Origin of the sequence: Algibacter miyuki, assembly GCF_030409805.1 — a bacterium.
Lineage (GTDB): Bacteria > Bacteroidota > Bacteroidia > Flavobacteriales > Flavobacteriaceae > Algibacter > Algibacter miyuki.
On record NZ_JAUFQP010000001.1, the window covers coordinates 416,202 to 434,900 of the forward strand.

General features: G+C 32.2%; 15 protein-coding genes. All 15 read left to right on the plus strand.

Annotated features, from left to right (window positions below; translation table 11 throughout):
- Positions 1–3: 3 nt before the first annotated feature.
- The 15 genes from QWY92_RS01210 to merA all read left to right on the plus strand — a co-directional run bounded on the left by QWY92_RS01210 (position 4) and on the right by merA (position 18,659).
- On the plus strand, positions 4–1,713 hold the full coding sequence (locus tag QWY92_RS01210; RefSeq protein ID WP_290267968.1) for a T9SS type A sorting domain-containing protein: 1,710 nt from the start codon (positions 4–6) through the stop codon (positions 1,711–1,713).
- A gap of 449 nt (positions 1,714–2,162) precedes the next feature.
- On the plus strand, positions 2,163–2,549 hold the full coding sequence (locus QWY92_RS01215) for a hypothetical protein (protein ID WP_290267970.1): 387 nt from the start codon (positions 2,163–2,165) through the stop codon (positions 2,547–2,549).
- Positions 2,550–3,096: 547 nt separating this feature from the next.
- On the plus strand, positions 3,097–6,150 hold the full coding sequence (locus QWY92_RS01220; RefSeq protein ID WP_290267972.1) for a SusC/RagA family TonB-linked outer membrane protein: 3,054 nt from the start codon (positions 3,097–3,099) through the stop codon (positions 6,148–6,150).
- Positions 6,151–6,170: 20 nt separating this feature from the next.
- Positions 6,171–7,913, plus strand: coding sequence for a RagB/SusD family nutrient uptake outer membrane protein (locus tag QWY92_RS01225; RefSeq protein WP_290267975.1), 1,743 nt, complete (start codon positions 6,171–6,173; stop codon positions 7,911–7,913).
- Positions 7,914–8,958: 1,045 nt separating this feature from the next.
- On the plus strand, positions 8,959–9,315 hold the full coding sequence (locus tag QWY92_RS01230) for a single-stranded DNA-binding protein (protein WP_290267977.1): 357 nt from the start codon (positions 8,959–8,961) through the stop codon (positions 9,313–9,315).
- A gap of 76 nt (positions 9,316–9,391) precedes the next feature.
- Entirely contained in the window at positions 9,392–9,772 is a 381-nt protein-coding gene (locus QWY92_RS01235; protein WP_290267979.1) for a DUF6876 family protein, read from the plus strand.
- A 466-nt stretch (positions 9,773–10,238) separates the two neighbouring features.
- The gene (locus QWY92_RS01240) at positions 10,239–10,631 is read left to right on the plus strand and encodes a BfmA/BtgA family mobilization protein (RefSeq protein WP_290267981.1); all 393 of its coding nucleotides are present in this window, start codon (positions 10,239–10,241) and stop codon (positions 10,629–10,631) included.
- Positions 10,632–10,705: 74 nt separating this feature from the next.
- Positions 10,706–11,413, plus strand: a complete 708-nt coding sequence (locus QWY92_RS01245; RefSeq protein WP_290267983.1) for a pyridoxal-phosphate dependent enzyme — start codon at positions 10,706–10,708, stop codon at positions 11,411–11,413.
- 345 nt (positions 11,414–11,758) lie between these two features.
- Complete coding sequence (locus QWY92_RS01250) at positions 11,759–12,961, plus strand: site-specific integrase (protein ID WP_290267985.1); 1,203 nt, start codon at positions 11,759–11,761, stop codon at positions 12,959–12,961.
- A 314-nt stretch (positions 12,962–13,275) separates the two neighbouring features.
- Positions 13,276–13,950: a response regulator transcription factor gene (locus tag QWY92_RS01255; protein WP_290267987.1), complete on the plus strand. Its 675-nt coding sequence runs from the start codon at positions 13,276–13,278 to the stop codon at positions 13,948–13,950.
- Positions 13,951–13,953: 3 nt separating this feature from the next.
- Positions 13,954–15,204, plus strand: a complete 1,251-nt coding sequence (locus QWY92_RS01260) for a sensor histidine kinase (RefSeq protein ID WP_290267988.1) — start codon at positions 13,954–13,956, stop codon at positions 15,202–15,204.
- Positions 15,205–15,308: 104 nt separating this feature from the next.
- Positions 15,309–15,722: a Fur family transcriptional regulator gene (locus QWY92_RS01265; protein ID WP_290267991.1), complete on the plus strand. Its 414-nt coding sequence runs from the start codon at positions 15,309–15,311 to the stop codon at positions 15,720–15,722.
- A 182-nt stretch (positions 15,723–15,904) separates the two neighbouring features.
- On the plus strand, positions 15,905–16,276 hold the full coding sequence (locus tag QWY92_RS01270; protein WP_290267993.1) for an ArsR/SmtB family transcription factor: 372 nt from the start codon (positions 15,905–15,907) through the stop codon (positions 16,274–16,276).
- A 99-nt stretch (positions 16,277–16,375) separates the two neighbouring features.
- The gene (gene merTP, locus QWY92_RS01275; RefSeq protein ID WP_290267995.1) at positions 16,376–16,987 is read left to right on the plus strand and encodes a mercuric transport protein MerTP; all 612 of its coding nucleotides are present in this window, start codon (positions 16,376–16,378) and stop codon (positions 16,985–16,987) included.
- On the plus strand, positions 16,980–18,659 hold the full coding sequence (merA, locus tag QWY92_RS01280; protein ID WP_290267997.1) for a mercury(II) reductase: 1,680 nt from the start codon (positions 16,980–16,982) through the stop codon (positions 18,657–18,659). Before merTP ends, merA begins: the two co-directional genes overlap by 8 nt.
- The last annotated feature ends 40 nt before the right edge of the window (positions 18,660–18,699 follow it).

The window sequence follows — 18,699 nt, forward strand, 5'->3', positions numbered from 1 at the left end:
ATTATGATAAAATTAAAATCGTTTGGTAAGTTGGCATTATCAATAGTCACAAGTGTTAATGTCTACAGTCAAAATCCGCCAGCAAATATTGTGCTTCCTTCAAATCCAAGAGTGACTACCGATATGTTAACCTCGGGTGATAATGGTTTTGCCATCGGTATCACTTCAAATGGAGGTGGTGTAATAAATAAATTAATTATACCAGGAATTACGGCGAAAAGTGATAATCCTGATAAGGATGTTTCAGGCCCCAAAGCAGATCTTTACGGACGCTCGGGACAAATGACGTTTAGAGATGGTGCACATTCTTCAAAATACAACCCTACTCAAGCAGGGTTTCACGAGCGTTTAGGTACAAGAACTACAGTAGAAACCGTTAATAAAAATGGAACTGCTAAAAAGTTAATTGTAGGCCCATTTAGATTGGCACTTTGGAGGGCTGATAATGGTTATGATTTTACTGAAAATGAGATTGGAGATAATGGCAATGGCGGTAAAGTAGCTTTAAAAGATCCTTATAATGATGATGATAAATTATTCCTAGATAGAACGACAGCAGATCCAAAAGATGAAATTTTGATAGCTGGAGATAATAAAGTTTTAGATATTGATGAAATAGAAGAAGGTCCTGAGATTACCCACACCGATGAGGTAGGAACGCCATTTACTTATTACGGAACTTACGAAGACATGATTGGCGAATCTGGTTTTACAGATGCATCTGGATCTATTATCAGACATTATTATGAGGCACGATATTATAATGAAGCCGATCATAGTTTAGAACAATTTAGGTTTGGAACGATAAGAGCGGATAGTAAGCAAGATGCTGGAAAACCTATTTTAAAAAGTGATTTATTCAAGAAGCCTGCAACAAGTTTATTTCCTATACCTCTAGCATACTTAAAAGACAGTGGTTATAAAACAGATTATAAAGATTTGAGTAACATGTCTAATGCCTGGAATCTGCGTATGGATAACGATTATTGGGAGCCTGCATTTCGCTTTGTTTTTAATCAAGACACAGATGCTTGGGTACGTACTGCTAGAGGTGAAAAACCTAAAAAGCCTGTTTTTAGATCGGATACAGGGAATTTTAAGGAAATATTTATGCTGACTAGTGAAGAGGATGTGGATAGCGATGTAGGATTTGCATTAATGCTTTTTAGACCAAAATCAGTAATTAATGATAAGCAAATAGTAGGAAGAAAGAAAGTAAATGGGGTATGGGAGAATATTTATGAATTGAGAAGAACTTTTGAATCATATGCTTCAGAAAGTTTTTTAAGAATTCCAATCTCTGCAACTTCTAGAGGAATGAGTACTTTTGGTTTTAGAAATAGAGTAGATTATTTACTTAATCCTGATGCATTGGTTGATGGAATTCGAGAAGTGTATCGAGCAGAATATTATATTGTTTATGGTACGCCAAAGGAATGTCTTGATAATTTAGCTAAGATTGAAGCTTTTGCTGCAATAGAATCTAGTTTAGACGTTGAAGATTTGTATTTAGATACATTAACCTCTGTTTATCCTAATCCAAGTTCCAATGGTGTATTTCATTTAAGACAATCTGCACCTTGGACCGTATATACACTTCAGGGACAAAAGCTAAAAACGGGAAATAGTAATCTAGTTAAACTATCCCATCCAAAGCCGGGTATTTACATAATTAAGCAAGCAGGTAAAGTGTGTAAAGTTGTAGTGAAATAATAATTAATATCAATAATATTTAAGAAAAAGTGGGATTCAAAGCTAAATACATGCTTTTAGTTAATTGTCATTTTTTACACGAATTCAAGAATAAAAACATTTACAGATTTTTACAAAATCAATGCATCCGTGTTAGTTTTTAAGAGTATGATTTTGTCCTAACAGTTGAATTCTTGATTTTTTTATCTCTTTAATTTATTGTGCTATAATCAAGGTGTTCTATATGCCGGCCGACAGGAGTTCTGTATGACGATGAACTTTATAAATGATTGCGGATATTCTGAAAATAAAATAATTATTAAAAAATGACAAAAAAAATAAGCATCATAATTTTATTTGTAACTATAGCTGTATATAGTTTTTACGCCTATGTTCAATTTGAAAACGAGTCATACATATGTCAAAGCAAAGAAAAACCCTGTGAATGTGAAGGCTCCGAGATATTCAACTTGCATGTACAAGAGTGCTTAGACATAATGGAAGCGACGGCTCTAAAATATTCTGAAACGGGTGTTGCTGTAGTATCATTTGTTCCTGGGGAGGACACAAAATCTTGGAATTCAAGAATGCGAGTAGTAGGAACGTTAAGTACAAAGAACCATAATTTTTTAGGCGTTGCAAGTGCTAAATCTGCGGAAATGGCTGTTACACTTCAGAATTCAGGTACTAACAATAGACCTCCTTTAATTGGTGAATTAGGATATAAAGGAGGAGTGATTAAAAAAGTATCATGCGGTTACTTAATTGCAAGTTTTTCTGGAGCACCTTCAGAAATTGATGCTGAAATTTCAAAAGTAGGGGTCGATTTTCTATCAAAATTATTAGAGTCTCACTAAGTCCTTAGATAAGTGTTTCTTTTTTTCTTATAATCGCAGTAGTCTGAGTTAGTATATTTATTTCGAGATTTCACTGTATTATTTTTATTGTTATTAGAAAATATACTTCTTTTTCTTAAAAAGAATTCTAGTAGTACCTTCTCAATATTATACAAAGTTTTTGTTTCATTTTAACTTAAAGTCTTTACTTAAAAATAATTCCTGTTGTAGGAAACTCTTTCTTTTAAGCTTTGATAATACACGCTACTTTGTTTTAGTCTTATAAAATAATGTTTCACACGATGACTTGTTATTTTTTATAAAAAAATCGATTCTATATCTATAATTTTCTTTTCTATGTACCTGTTTAGTGGTTTATGTTTTGTTTGTTGATAAAGTAGACGAACCTGATACGGCAGGATGAACAAAATAGTCTAAATATATAATTTACACCCCAATTAATAAAAGTAAATCTATTTGGGTATGGCTACAGCATGATGATGACATGTAATGGTTAATGTTTAATAAGATTTATCAACCAACTATTTTAACTAAAACAATAAGACTAATGAGAAAAAAATTAACTAAATTTTATTTAATGTTTTTATTGAGCGCCTTTTGGTGTTGCTCGATATATGCACAGAGCCTCACAGATGTACAGGGGGTGATTCTTGATGCTAAAGGTAATTTGCCGTTGCCAGGAGCAACGGTTATGGTAAAAGGAACTTCGAGGGGAACGGTGACCGATTTTGATGGTAATTATAGTATTAAGGCCACCTCCAATGATGTGCTTCAGATTTCTTTTATTGGGTATAAATCTGTAGAAGAAGTAGTAAATGGGCGAATCAAAATTGATTTCAAACTAGAGGAAGATAGTGAGCAACTTTCCGAAGTAGTAATTGTAGGTTTTGGCGAGCAGAAAAAAGCGACTGTAACAGGGGCGATATCTTCAATTAGTACTAAAGAACTTAAACAAAGTCCAGCAGCAAATCTAGCAGTAACTTTAGCTGGAAGATTGCCTGGTCTTACTTCTATTCAAACTTCAGGAGAACCAGGTCGAGATGTTACCCAACTTTTTATTAGAGGGCAGGGAACTATCAATGCACGATCTCCAATTATTTTAGTTGATGGAGTTGAGCGTGATTTAACTTATATGGATCCTAACGAGGTGGAATCTGTAACTATTTTAAAAGATGCTTCTTCAACGGCTATTTTTGGGGTAAGAGGTGCTAATGGTGTAATTCTGGTAACAACTAAGCGAGGGACTTCTGAGGTGCCTGAAGTGAATGTATCTATGGAATCGGGTGTTCAAACTTTTACAAGATTGCCGCAACCAGTAAATGCATATGAATTCGCAACATTAAGAAATTTGGCTCAGAATAACGATGGGTTAGGGAATGCTTATTCTGCGGAAGCTTTAGAGGCATACAAATCGCATTCAGATCCCGAAAAATATCCAGATACCGATTGGGCTGGACTTTTAGTAGAAGATTTTGCTCCACAGCAAAGAATAAACCTTAATATTTCTGGAGCAAGTAAGGCTGTTAAATATTATATTAATGCAGGATATTTAAATCAAGGTGGGTCATTTAAAACTGAAAAAGATTTGAATTATGATCCCAGTTTTAAACTGGATCGTTACAACTTTAGATCCAATATAGATATGCAGATTAATAATAACCTAAAGGCATTCCTTAATTTAGCTGGTTATGTTGAAAAACAAAATGCACCATTTTCAGTTGGTACAGCCTCAACGGGACAAGGAGGGTCTTCCCCTTCTGTTAACATATTAGCGGGTATTCTTGATATGCCATCCAATGTGCCAGGCCCTGTTTCTCCTAGTGGTGCAGTTGTAACTGTTACTGAGTTAGTTAATCCTGCTTATGGCTTATTGAATAGGACAGGATATAGACAACAAACAAGGAACAACACTACAGCAACTTTTGGAATGGAACAACAGTTGGATTTTATAACAAAAGGCTTATCAGCTAAAGCTGTTATGTCCTTTGATACAAAGGGGACAAATAATTTGAATGCTAGTAAAAGTTATATCCGAGAAATACAGGTGATTGATAAAACAGCATCAGGAAGGGATAGTATTTATTATAAGAATTTTTCTGATGATGTAGAAACTCCTTTAAATATTTCAGGAAGTAGAGCGTTTCAAAGTTTTTCAAATTTTCAAGCGTATTTGAATTATAAGCGATCTTTTAATAAGCATGATGTAAGTGGTTTATTACTTTATCAACAGCAAAAAGAAATTATTAATGAACAACTTCCTTATAACCTTATAGGGGTTTCTTCTAGGGTCACCTATGCCTACGATGATAAATATTTTTTAGAGTTTAATGCAGGTTATAACGGTTCAGAACAATTTGCTCCTGGAAATCGATTTGGCTTTTTTCCAGCAGTTTCAGGAGGCTGGTTGGTTTCTAAAGAAAACTTTTGGAATGTAAAAGGAATTGATAGGTTAAAAGTTAGAGGTTCTTATGGGAAAGTAGGTAACGACAGGATTGGAAATGATAGATTCTTGTATTTAGATGATATATCAGTAAGTGGAGGAGGTTATTCATCTAGTTTGGATCAAGGGAGAAGAATAGCTATTAATCAATTAAGAAATGGAGAGTTACAATGGGAAGTTGCAAATAAAATTAATATTGGTTTAGAAGTCGATTTTTTAAAGTCTTTTGAATTAATTGTAGATGTATTTAGTGAAAAGAGAGACAATATTTTAAGAAATAGGGGAACAATCCCTATTTTAAACGGATTGTCAACTAACGTTTTACCACCTGTTAATATTGGGGTTGTTGAGAATAAAGGTTTTGAAGTGGAATTGAATTATAAAAAAGCGTTTTCACCAGATTTTTTTGTTAGAGGAAGGGCGTTTGTAGGTTACGCAAGAAACGAACAAAAATTTGCTGATGAACCATTATTACCAGAAGACTACGCTTATAGATACAGACAAACAGGTTATAGAATTGGTCAAAATTTCGGATATATTGTTGAGAAATATTTTGATACTCAAGAAGAGATTGATAACTCTCCAGTACAAATTGTTGGTGGGCATGAATCTAGACCAGGAGACTTTAAATACAAAGATCTTAATGAAGATGGTATTGTAGATCAGAAGGATATTGCACCAATTGGGGCTTCAACCATACCTGAAACTTCTTTCGGACTAGGATTGAGTACAACTTATAAAAATTTTGATTTGAGTGCTCTTGTACAAGGGGTTGCCAATGTAGATAAATTTTATAGTGGTAGAGGGACTTTTGCCAGTGGACAAACCAATTATTTTGACCAACATTTAACTAGTTGGACTCAAGAGCGTGCGGATAATGGAGAGCCTATTAATTTTCCTAGATTGAGTACCGAACCATCTCCAAGTGAAAAAGAAAATTCCTTTTTTATTAGGGACGCCAGTTATGTGAGATTGAAGAACTTAGAAATAGGATACAGAATTCAATTAAAGGGAGTTGCAAATATGCGACTTTACATGAATGGGTTAAACTTAATTACTTGGGATAAATTACCTAGCAAAAATTATGATCCAGAAGCAGCTAACGGCCTTTCTTACCCACTACTCAAAGTATATAGTTTAGGTGTTAATTTGAAATTTTAAAACTGAAAAAATATTAAGAAATGAAAAATAAAATTTTATATCTATTCGTAAGTGCTCTAGTCATAATAAGTTGTGATAAAGCATTAGACATAACGCCAGATGGTAGGCTAACATTAGAAGACGTTTTTAAAGATGAGCGTCAAACGGAAGCATATTTGAACACGGTTTATACCAGCATTCCATCTTATTCCTATTATTACCATTTTTTCACTTATATAGCAGGGGTTACTGATGAATGTCAAGATGCTGCTGTGGGAAATACACCAGGTAATATTGCCAACCTTTGGATTACAGGGGCAATGACCCCCAATTTTAATCCTCTTGAAAATGGACCGGCAGGTCATGGAAAAAATCATTATGACACGTTTTGGGCAGGGATAAGAAACGCTAATGTGTTTTTGGAGAATGTGGAAACAGCCAATATTCCTAATGATAAAAATAGAGAGCGATATAAAGCAGAAGCTTTAATGCTAAGAGCTTTTTATTATCTTGAGTTGATAAAACAATACGGGCCAATGCCTATTGTTACCAAACCTTTTGGTCCAGCATTTGATTATACAACTTTAACTAGGCCAACATTTCAAGAATGTACGGATTTTATAGTTAATGATTGTGATGAAGCCATTGCTAATTCATATTTACCTTTACGTATTACCTTAGAGCCAGAACGTGGGCGCTTTAGTAAAGCTGTAGCTTACGCAATAAAATCACAAGCATTACTTTATAATGCAAGTCCGTTATGGAACCCAGAAAATAACACTGCGAAATGGCAAGCAGCTTCAACGGCTTCAGAAGAGGCCTTGTCAAAGCTTACCGATGGAGGGGAGTATGAGTTGTTCCCGGATTATGAACAATACTTTTTCTCTAGTTCCGATATAAATCCTTCTCCTAGAGATAGAGAAACCATATTGGAAATAAAAGCTACTGGTCATCCTAGTTTTAGAAATACCAATGCCTTACCAAGCATGCCAGGTCAAAATAATGCAGGAATTACACCAACGCAAGAGTTGGTTGATAGTTACGATATGCTAGGAACTGGTGAACCAGCTATCTTAGGGTATAACGACGAAGATCATTTGGAACCTATTATAAATACCAATTCAGGATATGATCCTGCAAATCCTTATGATGGCAGAGATCCTAGATTTTATGCAACCGTATGGTATAACGGAGCACTTTTAGATAATATTGCTGGAAAAATCCATGTTGTTGAAACCTTTTTAGGTGGTGCCGATGCACTTAAAAAAACACCGCCAAACAAAAACAATACCCATACGGGGTACTATTTGCGTAAATTTCATGATCCAAAATTACAGAACGGTCAAAATGCGCAATCTAGATGGAAAAAGTATCATTTGGCTGAAATTTATCTAAATTATGCTGAGGCTGAAAATGAAGCAAATGGACCAACTGTAGAGGCTTATAATGCCATTAATAAAATTAGAGAAAGAGTTGGAATGCCTAATTTACCTGCAGGACTTTCAAAAGATGAATTTAGAAAACGCGTTAGAAACGAAAGAAGGGTGGAACTAGTTATTGAGGAGCATAGATTTTGGGATGTAAGAAGATGGAAAATATTAGACCAAACTGATAAATTGGTGACCGGTATGGAAGTTATAAAAAACGGAGACAATTTTGAGTATGAGCGTTTTGTAACAGAACGAAGAAATGCGTGGCAGGATAAGTTTCTTATTTTTCCAATTCCGATTAAAGATACTTCTATTATTCCTGATTTTAACGATAATCAAAATCCAGGTTGGTAGTGGTTTTTTGAATAATTATTTTATAAGATTTATTTAAAGAGTTAGTTTTTGTTAAAAAGCCGTAGACATTTATGTCTGCGGCTTTTTTTATTCTATTTACCTATAAATGGAGGGGGAGATAAGGTATTTTAAAATGGAGTAATAAGTTATTAGTAATAATATTTAGATTAAAAGGTAGTTAGACTTTTTTATATGGTTAATTACTCCTTCAGTTCTAGTTTTTCAATGACTTCAGCACATTCCCTTCCATTCCGTAAAAACTACATTCCAGAAAAAGCGCTTCATTAAAAAATCTTGGACCTAATCCACGTTTTTTACTTTGCATTCCGCTAATCCTTTCCGTTTCTCTGGAAAGGAACGCTACATTCCAATTCAAAAAAGCGAATCAAGTCCGCTTGAAATAGTGTTAAATAACAGCAATTCGTTTTTACAACCCGATCAGCACATGGCCACTCCATGTTATTACGGGCAAAGCGCTTCACTAAAAAATCTTGGACCCAATCCCAAAGTTTCAATATCTGCATTTTAATAGGTATCCCGAATACCAATAAATCTTTGGTTCAAAGTAACATTTCATTTCTTAAAAAACTTTGAAATAGAGTCCGCTAAATCGGATAAATGTATTTGTCATTGTGTTCCACTTCCTATGATTTGGTATTTCACAAAGTATTTAGACTCACATCCTGAGACACAACTGCTATACCTTTTTTTGACAGCAAAATAACAACATTCAGTTTTGAACGACAGCATAACCAGGCTCACTTCGACTGCGCTCAGCGCAGACTACTCTCGCACTTTTTATATGTCTTAACAAAGCTGAATATCGAAAAAACTAAGCAACAAAAAGAAGGTAACAGCGGTGGCTCTATGGGAAGTAAATCTAAAATGAATCTTATGAAATCTTATAAAATCAATAAAAAGGAAGCGGAACAAAAGTTAAATAAACAAAAGAAGGAAAACGCTCTGGATATAATAAGTAAATCAATAACAAAGCCTTTCTGAAGGGTTCAGATAGGTCAATATTAATCTTTAAATTTTTTTAATTATGAGTACTCTAAAAAACAAAGTACAGTTAATTGGCAACGTAGGAAACTCGCCAGAAATCACAAACCTTGAAAGTGGAAAGAAAGTTGCGAAATTTTCAATGGCTACAAATGAATTTTACAAAAATTCAGAAGGAGAGAAACAACAAGACACCCAGTGGCACAATATTGTGGCGTGGGGAAAGATTGCCGAAATCGTAGAAAAATATGTAGGCAAAGGAAAAGAAGTAGCACTAGAGGGAAAATTGACCTCACGTTCTTATGAAACCAAAGAAGGAGAAAAAAGATATGTTACTGAAGTGGTAATTGATGAAATTCTTCTTTTGGGAATTAAAGGCGAGGATAACGCTACTGAATAATTGAGAATTAAAAGAGAGCGTTCCTGTGGAGAGTAGCGCTCTCTTTTTCATTATTAATCTTATTAAATAGAATACAATGAATGATAAAGTTAAAAAAATAAAAGCTGATTTGCAACATTTTTGTGGTACAGAAATGTTCTTTAAAATCCCATTAATTGGAACTTGTTTTACCGATGGGTTAAAATATTTAGCCAAAGAGGCAGAATGCTATTGGTTGATTACAGATGCATCTGTGATAGCAAAAAGTTTATCAAATAGAAGTTCTTTTATTACTATTGATTTTAAAAGACTTTCTGAAAAAGAACGGTTAGAAAAGCATTGTGAAGCCATTATTAATTATAGTGATGGGAATGATAAAATTTTTGAAACGCATAGATATAATGTAACCGATTTTCCTTTGGATGAATTGCGATTATTTTTTGTAGATAATACGCTAATGCTTCCGAGTGAATATTAAAAAAAGGGTTATGGTATATTTTTAGGAAGTAGAAACTCTAAGAGGTAGTATTCTTATAACTATGTTTAACACTTTAAATCTAATTTAAAATCAGGGCCTTTAATTTTTTAAAGGTCTTTTTTTTGTTCTGTTATTTTAGATTCTGTAATGAAAATTGAGATTTTATAAAGATACTTTTAAACTTCAATTGAAACATTCTTAAAAAAAATAATTTCAATTCGTATTCGAGTAAAAGCCATTACATTTTTGGATGTAATGGTATTTTTTTTTGTCCAGCGAAGCTGGACGAAAAGGAATAGCAAGAGGGTAACACGCTAGCGCGATGTTTCAATTTTTCGTTTTCATAATTCACTAGTGAAATCAGTAGTTTAGAGAGATTGAAGGTTTTAGTTAATAAAATTTCAGCATCAGTTTTTCAGAAAAAACCTTCGCAACCCAATAAAAACGACAGTTTTTTTCAGAAAATATGGATAAAGGATATGAAAAAGAGCGATTTGAGAAGCTTGGAATTAAAGCTTCAGTGGCAGAGCGTTTTCGAAGTTTTTGTAAAAAAATGTCTAAATCGCAATCTATGACGCTGCTTTTGATGCTTGATTTTTTTGAGGATAATAGTATTTCTCCAAATGAAACTATGGGGCCTAATATGCAAACATTGGAAAGTAAAATTAAGAAACGAATTAACGCAGTAATAGCTATTATAAAAGACATTGAAAAAAATCACGATAAGCCCACAACGGCCATGTTGCAATCTTTGTTTATGGAGTTTGAACCTAAAGAAAAGAAACTCATTTTGGAAAAAGAAGTCAAAGAAAATAAAGTACAGTTTGTAGAAAAAACAGATACTAATACTCAATTATAGAATTATGTATATCACAATCACAGCTCAAAAATTAAAGATAATGATTATTGACGTGAATTAAAAATGATAAACCGATGTTAACTAATAAATATCCTTTGGGGTTTTTCCCAACAGCGTTGGAAAAAATGAATAATTTATCTGAAAAATATCGAGACTACCAGTTATTTATTAAAAGGGACGATAATTCAGGTTTAGCATCTGGAGGAAATAAAGTGAGAAAGTTGCAATATTTAATTTACGAAGCTCTAAACAAAGGGTTTGATACAATTATAACCTCTGGAGCTCAACAATCGAATCATTGTAGGCAAACAGCAGCTGCTTGTGCTCAGGCTAAATTAGAGTGTAATTTATTGATAGGAGGAGAAAAACCTAAAATATATAATGGAAATTTATTATTGTCTCAGCTTTTAGGAGCCAAGATTCATTTTAATGGAGAGAATAGGAAAGGGGAAGATATTGAGGACCTTAAAATTAGACTAGAAGCAGAGGGGAAGAAAGTTTATGTTGTTCCGTATGGAGGATCAAATTTATTAGGAGCCTACGGTTTTGTTGATGCAGTAAAAGAACTAAAGAATCAATTAACCGAAATGAATTTGAAATTAGCTATTAAAGAATTAGCAGAAAATGAAGGGATTTTATTAGATCCTGTATATTCTGGAAGAGCATTTTATGGAATGTTAGATTATATAAAAAGTCAGAAAATAAAAAAAGGGGCTAATATTTTATTTTGGCATACTGGTGGTTTGCCTGCTAATTTTTATTATTCTGAGGAATTAATGTGAAAATTTTATTAATCTAATAGAATTTGAACTATATTAGTATTGATTGTGTAGTGGAGGAAAAATAGATCAATTGTTTTAGCTATGTTTTAGCAAAAAAAAAGCCAAGAATAAAATTCTTGACTTTCCCTGGTTTTACTTGTAGCGAGAATGGGGCACGATCCCATGACCTCCGAGTTATGAACTTTAAGGAGTGGATGTTAAAAAACTTTAAAACATAACAAAACTCATTGGTTTTTAGTTGTTTAATTATATGTGGTATTGTTTGATATCAAATAAAATTAATAAAAGTTGTACCTATGTTGTACCTAAAATGTTTATCTTTAGAATATTATAAATTTTAAAAAAATGTCCTCAGTAAAAGCAGTTCTCAGAACAAAATCGAACTCTCAGAAATTATTCCCTATTGCAATACGGATTATAAAGGATAGAAAAACCTCTTTTTTGTATACAGGGCAGTACATTCATAAGAATCAATGGGACAAAAATAAGGGACAAGTAAAAAAATCGCATCCTGACTCATTAAATATTAATCAGCTAATATTTAAAAAACTTTCAAAAGTAAATAGAGGCTTATTAGAAGCAGAAGTTAAAGATGAATATCAGTCATCTATTAATATTAAAAATAAAGTAATTCAAACTCATTCTAGTGATTTTTTTAATGTGGCAGAGATGTATTTAAAGAATATTGCTGATAGGGATAAATCTCACCAATTGGCTATTGAGTTTAAGAGGATAGAAGTTTTTAAAGTATTTCTTGATAGGGATAAACTTTTTTTCAATGATTTAAACATAGAATTACTTAAAAAATTTGAAAATCATTTAATTGTTAAGCTAAAATTGTCTAGGCGAACAATGGTGAATTATATGATTACGATTAGGACTATTTTTAATTTAGCAATAAGAAATTCATTTACCGACATTAAGTTTTATCCATTTGGTAAAGGGAAATATTCTATAAAGTTCCCGGAAACAAAGAAAATAGGACTTAATATTGATGAAATAACTCTCCTAGAAAACATTCAAAACATAACGAAAGCGCAACAATATGCTCTTTCTGTATGGCTTTTGAGCTTTTATTTTGCAGGAATTAGAATTAGTGATGTACTTCAATTAAAATGGGAAGATTTTTTAGATAATCGTTTGCATTATAGGATGAATAAGAATAACAAACTAGTTTCATTAAAGGTACCAGAAAAAGTTCAAAATATTCTTAAAAATCTTGAAAGAGATAAAAACTCAACATATTTATTTAAGGAACTAGAAGGTGTTAATCTAAATGACAATAAACAATTAAGAACTAGGATAAAGACTGCAACAAGAAATTTTAATAGAAGATTAGAAATAATAGCCGAGAAGGCAGGAATAAACAAAAAACTTAGCATGCATATTGCTAGACATAGTTTTGGAAATATATCTGGTGATAGAATTCCGATACAAATACTTCAAAAACTATACAGACATTCTTCTGTAACAACTACAATTTTATATCAGTCGAATTTTATGCAAAAAGAAACAGATGAAGCTTTAGATAAAGTTATTGATTTCTGAGGTCTTTCTAAAAAAAACTTATTTGTCTGATAGAATGAGTAACTATCCAAATTTATTTTCTATAAGATTCATAAGGGGAAGTAAAGAGTGTTAGTTTTTTATGCACCACTTCATGTATATTTCTGTAAATAGATAAATTTTGGTTTTATTTAAGTGAATATGGAAAAAAATATTTGTTCCTAATTTGTTAGAATTAGTTTCATTTGACTTTTGTAATATGTAATAAAGGTATCATGATGAGAGAATAATATAATTTTTATCTTTAGAATAAATTTAGAATTATAAACTAATTTTATTGTTTTAAATTTATCACAATGAAATATCTAATAGCCGAAGACGAAATCGATTTGCAACAATCCATTGTCACGTATCTACAACGTGATGGTAATATCTGTGAAGTAGCATCGGATTTTAGAGAAGCCTCAGGAAAAGCTGCTCTCTATGATTATGACGTGATTATTTTAGATATTAATTTGGTCACAGGAAGTGGGTTAGATGTGCTTAAAACTTTAAAGAAGGAAAAGAAAAAAGCTGGAGTTATAATTATATCAGCAAATAATTCATTGACAGATAAATTAGAAGGTTTAGATTTAGGTGCAGATGATTATATCACCAAGCCTTTTCATTTAGCAGAACTTAATTCTCGTATCAATGCTGTACTTCGTCGTGGAAAATATGGAGGCGATGAAATTATGGAGTTCAATGAGATTAAAATTGATACAAAATCTAGAACAGCCTATGTAAATAGTAAAGCAATAGCGTTAACAAGAAAAGAATACGATTTATTAGTGTTCTTTATTTCAAATAAAGGGCGTGTACTTTCAAAAGAAATTATAGCAGAACATCTTTGGGGAGACGATAGTGATTTATTAGATAATTTTGATTTTATTTACGTGCACATCAATAATTTACGAAAAAAGTTAACTGCTGAAGGTGCTAAGTATATCAAAACAGCTTATGGTAGTGGTTATAAATTTATAGAAGATTAATAAGTGAATAAAAAAATAAAACTCATAAAAAAAACATCTAGAACATTTCTGCTTACAGGTTTGTTCTTGGCAATATTGAGTTCTATTGTGTTATATTTTTACACCAAAAATATTTTAGAGAGTGAAGTTGAGGAAGTTCTCTACTCAACAGAGGTAAGAGTTGAGAGTGCATTAAAAAATGGTACAGAACAATTTGGATTGCCTCCAGTTATTGAGGTGAATAGGGTAGAAACTCTAGGCAGAGAGGTGTTAAAAGACACTATAATTTATGATCCTTCAGAAGATGAAATGGAATTGTTTAGGGAGCTTTCAGTCTTCAAAAACATAAACGGAACTAACTATCAAATTACGGTAAGGAATATGGTTGTGGAATCTGAAGATTTTGCTTTTGCAATTGTTATCTCTAACGTAGCCATATTTGTATTAGCTTTTATATTTCTGTTTTATTTCAATACAACTAGAAACCTTAAATTATGGAGCCCGTTTTTTAAAAATTTAGAACAGATGAAAAGGTTCTCACTAACATCAAAAGAACCTTTAAACTTAGTGGATAGTGATGTTTTAGAGTTTTCAGAATTAAAAACAGAAATTGAAACGCTAACAGATAAAGTAAGGTCAGATTACGAGAGTTTAAAGCAGTTTACAGAAGATGTCTCTCACGAAATGCAAACACCATTAGCAATCATTCAAGCAAAGATTGATAACCTAATTAACGAACAAGAAATAAGTGATAAACAGTTTGAACAGGTAACATCTATTCAAAAGGATATTCAACGCTTAAAACAACTTAATAAAAGAATTACAACCTTAACTAAAATTGACAATAATCAATTTATAAATATTGAAAATGTCAACCTATCAGATTTGATAAAGGAAAAGATTGAAAGCTTTAAAGAACTGCAATTTGCAAACCTAGTCTATACTTCAAAAAACGAACTATTTGTTTCTATGGATGCTTACCTAGCAGACATTCTGATTAATAACTTGGTTTCAAATGCTATAAAACACAGTAAAAAAAATGAAGAGATTACTGTTGTTACTAAAGATAATTTACTTATTATTTCAAACTTTGGAGAAAAAGCTTTGGCGCATCCCGAAAATTTATTCTTACGTTTTTACAGAGAATCTAGCGCTAATCAATCCACAGGTTTGGGGCTAGCAATTGTTAAGAAAATCTGTGATTTATATGGTTTTAAAATTTCATACCAATTTGAGGTTGATCATCATGTGTTTTCAATAGATTTTTCTGAATAATAGAGGTATAGTTTGGTTATTGTAAAACCGTAAAATTCACTTATAATAATGCTTGTTATTTAATTGTCGAAATGAAAAGACGAAACAGAACATGAACATTAATTATGGAAACAATAGAACAAGTATTTGAGTCAAAAAATATACGTCTTACAGCAATGCGTATGTTAATATATAAGTTTCTTACAGAAAAAGAAGTCGCTGTTACATTGAGTGATATAGAAAATGCATTTGAGAAAGCAGAAAGGACAACCTTGTATAGAACCATAAAAACTTTTGAAGAAAAAGATATTGTACATCAAATAGATGATGGAACAGGAATCACTAAATACGCATTATGTGAGAAAGGTTGTAGTTGTGAGATTGAGACAGATTTACATTTGCATTTTCACTGCAATAACTGTAATGAAACCATATGCTTAACAGAGCATAAAATTCCACAAATTAAAGTGCCAGAAGGCTTCGTTTCTGAAAACGTAAACTTGGTGGTTAAAGGTATTTGTGATAAGTGTAGTGGTTAAGAAACTTACATTTACTACATTCTATTTTATATTTTTTAGCCGTTCCCAACACATATATCCAACGCTCTAAAAATCAAAATAGTTAAAATTCACAACTATATATTTAAGTATTTGCTTAAATACGTAATTAATTATATGTTTGTTCGACAAAGCAAATATCTTTAATAAAAATATATACACAAATGAAATTAGAAATAACCTGTACAAGGGCGGAAGCCAACCATAAGCAGTTACAAAACTGTATGGAGACATTGGATAATATGGAAGGGAGTTTTCAAAAAATGACAAAACTTTTATCAATTGCCGGAAGCGATGTAAGATTGAAAATTCTTTATTTATTGAATTTAGAAAATGAATTATGCCCTTGTGATTTAGCAGATATTCTAAAAATGAGTGTTCCTGCGATCTCACAACATATACGTAAAATCAAAGATGCAGGAATAATCAATTCAAGACGAGATGGTCAAACGCTTTACTACTCATTGAATAAAGATGAAACAGAGATATTTAGTAGCATTTTTAAATCTATAGAATTAATTAGAAAAACAGCATAATTTATAAAGAAATGAAACGAGCATGTTATGAATTTTCTTACACCGTAAGGGAGTTAATAGCGAACTGCATGTGACCGTTAAAAATCAATAAATATAAACATGAAAACAGAAAAAACATCAAAAAATGCAGCATACACAGGTTTATTTGCTGCTGTAGCAGCATCATCTTGTTGCATACCACCTGTTATAGCATTAATAGCTGGCGTTGGAGGAAGTGCGTCTGCCCTATCTTGGATGGAACCATTTAGACCCTATTTAATTGGTTTAGCTATAGTCGCAATTGGCTATGCCTGGTATAATTATTTAAAACCAAAAAGTGCCGATGATTGTGGTTGTGAAGTTGATGCAAAACCAAAATGGTTTCAAACAAAAGGATTTTTAGTTGGTATTACTTTGTTTGCAACGGTTTCAATTGCTTTCCCTTATTATGCTCATATTTTTTATCCTGATAATAAGAAAGAAGTGGTTATAGTCAATCAATCCAATATTCAAACATTAAATTTTGATGTTAAAGGGATGACTTGTACATCTTGTGAAGAACACGTTAAACACGCAGTTAATGAGTTAGAAGGTATTGTAAATATCAAGGCTTCCTATGAAAAGGCAAACGCAGAAGTGGAGTTTGATAATACAAAAACGACTAAAGAGAATATAGAAAAAGCAATAAACTCAACAGGATATAAAGTAATTAATAAAGAAAAAAATGAGTAATAAAACAATAAATTTAAACATCAACGGAATGACTTGCTCTGGGTGTTCATCACATATTGAAAAAGATTTAAACGTTAAAGACGGAATTGTAAGTAGCTCCGTAAATCATGAAACAGGAGAAGGGAAATTTGTATATGACACCAATAAGATAAGTAATCAAGATGTTATTAATGCAGTAAACAATATAGGAAATTATTCAGTTATTGAAGATATTGAAAAGGAAGATTGCTGTATTACAAATGCCAAAGATTATGATGGGCAGCATAAATTCGATTTAATTGTTATTGGTGGTGGTTCAGCAGCATTTTCAGCAGCCATAAAAGCGGAAAGCATTGGTTTAACTATTTTAATGGTAAATGATGGATTAGATTTTGGAGGAACCTGTGTCAATGTTGGCTGTGTACCTTCTAAAAATTTGATTAGAGCTGCCGAAACAGTATATCATGCAACACATTCTAATTTTAAAGGAATTAAACCAAAAGGTGTTGAAATTGATTTTACGCAAATTATAAAAGACAAAAAAGCATTAGTTGCCACATTACAACAACATAAGTATATGGATGTGGTAAGTGATTTCAAAAACTTAACAATGCTTAAAGGTTGGGCAGAATTTGTAGATAATAAAACAATTCTTGTAGATGGAAAAGATACATACACCGCAACTAACATCATTATAGCAACAGGAGCAACAACAAACATTCCTAACATTGAAGGACTAAATAAAGTAGGCTACTTAACAAATGTATCTTTATTCGATTTAGAAGAAAAACCAAAAAGCTTAACCATAATGGGAGCTGGATATATCGGATTGGAAATTGCAATGGCATATAACCGTTTGGGAGTAAAGGTTCGTATCATTGAATTTACAGATAGACCATTACGTAGTCAAACCAACGATATTACAGATGTTTTAGAAGCACAAATGAAAAGTGAAGGGATTGAAATCCTTCCAAATTTTAGAGCTATTAAATTTGAAAAAGATGGTGATAAAACCATTATTCATTGCAAATGTCCTGATGGTTCTACCACTCAAATTATTGAAGAAGGACATATTGTTGTAGCTACAGGTACAAAACCAAATACGTCTAAATTAGGTCTAAAAAATATTGACTTAAAACTGACTGATAAAGGACATATTTTAGTTAACGAAAAAATGGAAACTAATATTTCCAATATTTATGCAGTAGGTGACGTAACAAACACACCACCTTTTGTTTATACAGCAGCAAAAGAAGGAAGTACAGCAGTAAATAACGCCTTTTCATTATCCAAAAATAGTGTGGATTATACATCGTTACCTTGGGTAGTATTTACAGATCCACAAATTGCAGGAGCAGGTATGGATGAAGTAGAAGCCGAAAAAAAAGGTATCCCTTTTGAAGTATCTAAATTAGATTTAATTCACGTTCCAAGAGCATTAGCAGCTCAAGATACCAGAGGATTTATAAAGCTAATTCGCAATACGGAAACGGATAAATTAATTGGTGCAAGAATAATAGCACCAGAAGGAGGTGAACTCATTCAACAATTAAGTATGGCTATTAAATTTGGAATTACAGTAAAAGATTTGGCTGAAAGTTTTTATCCATACTTGACACTTGGTGAGGGCATCAAATTAGCGGCCATTACTTTTGGAAAAGATGTTTCTAAATTGAGTTGTTGTGCGAGTTAATCCTTATGCTAATAGCTATACATATTTGCAAACATTGCCA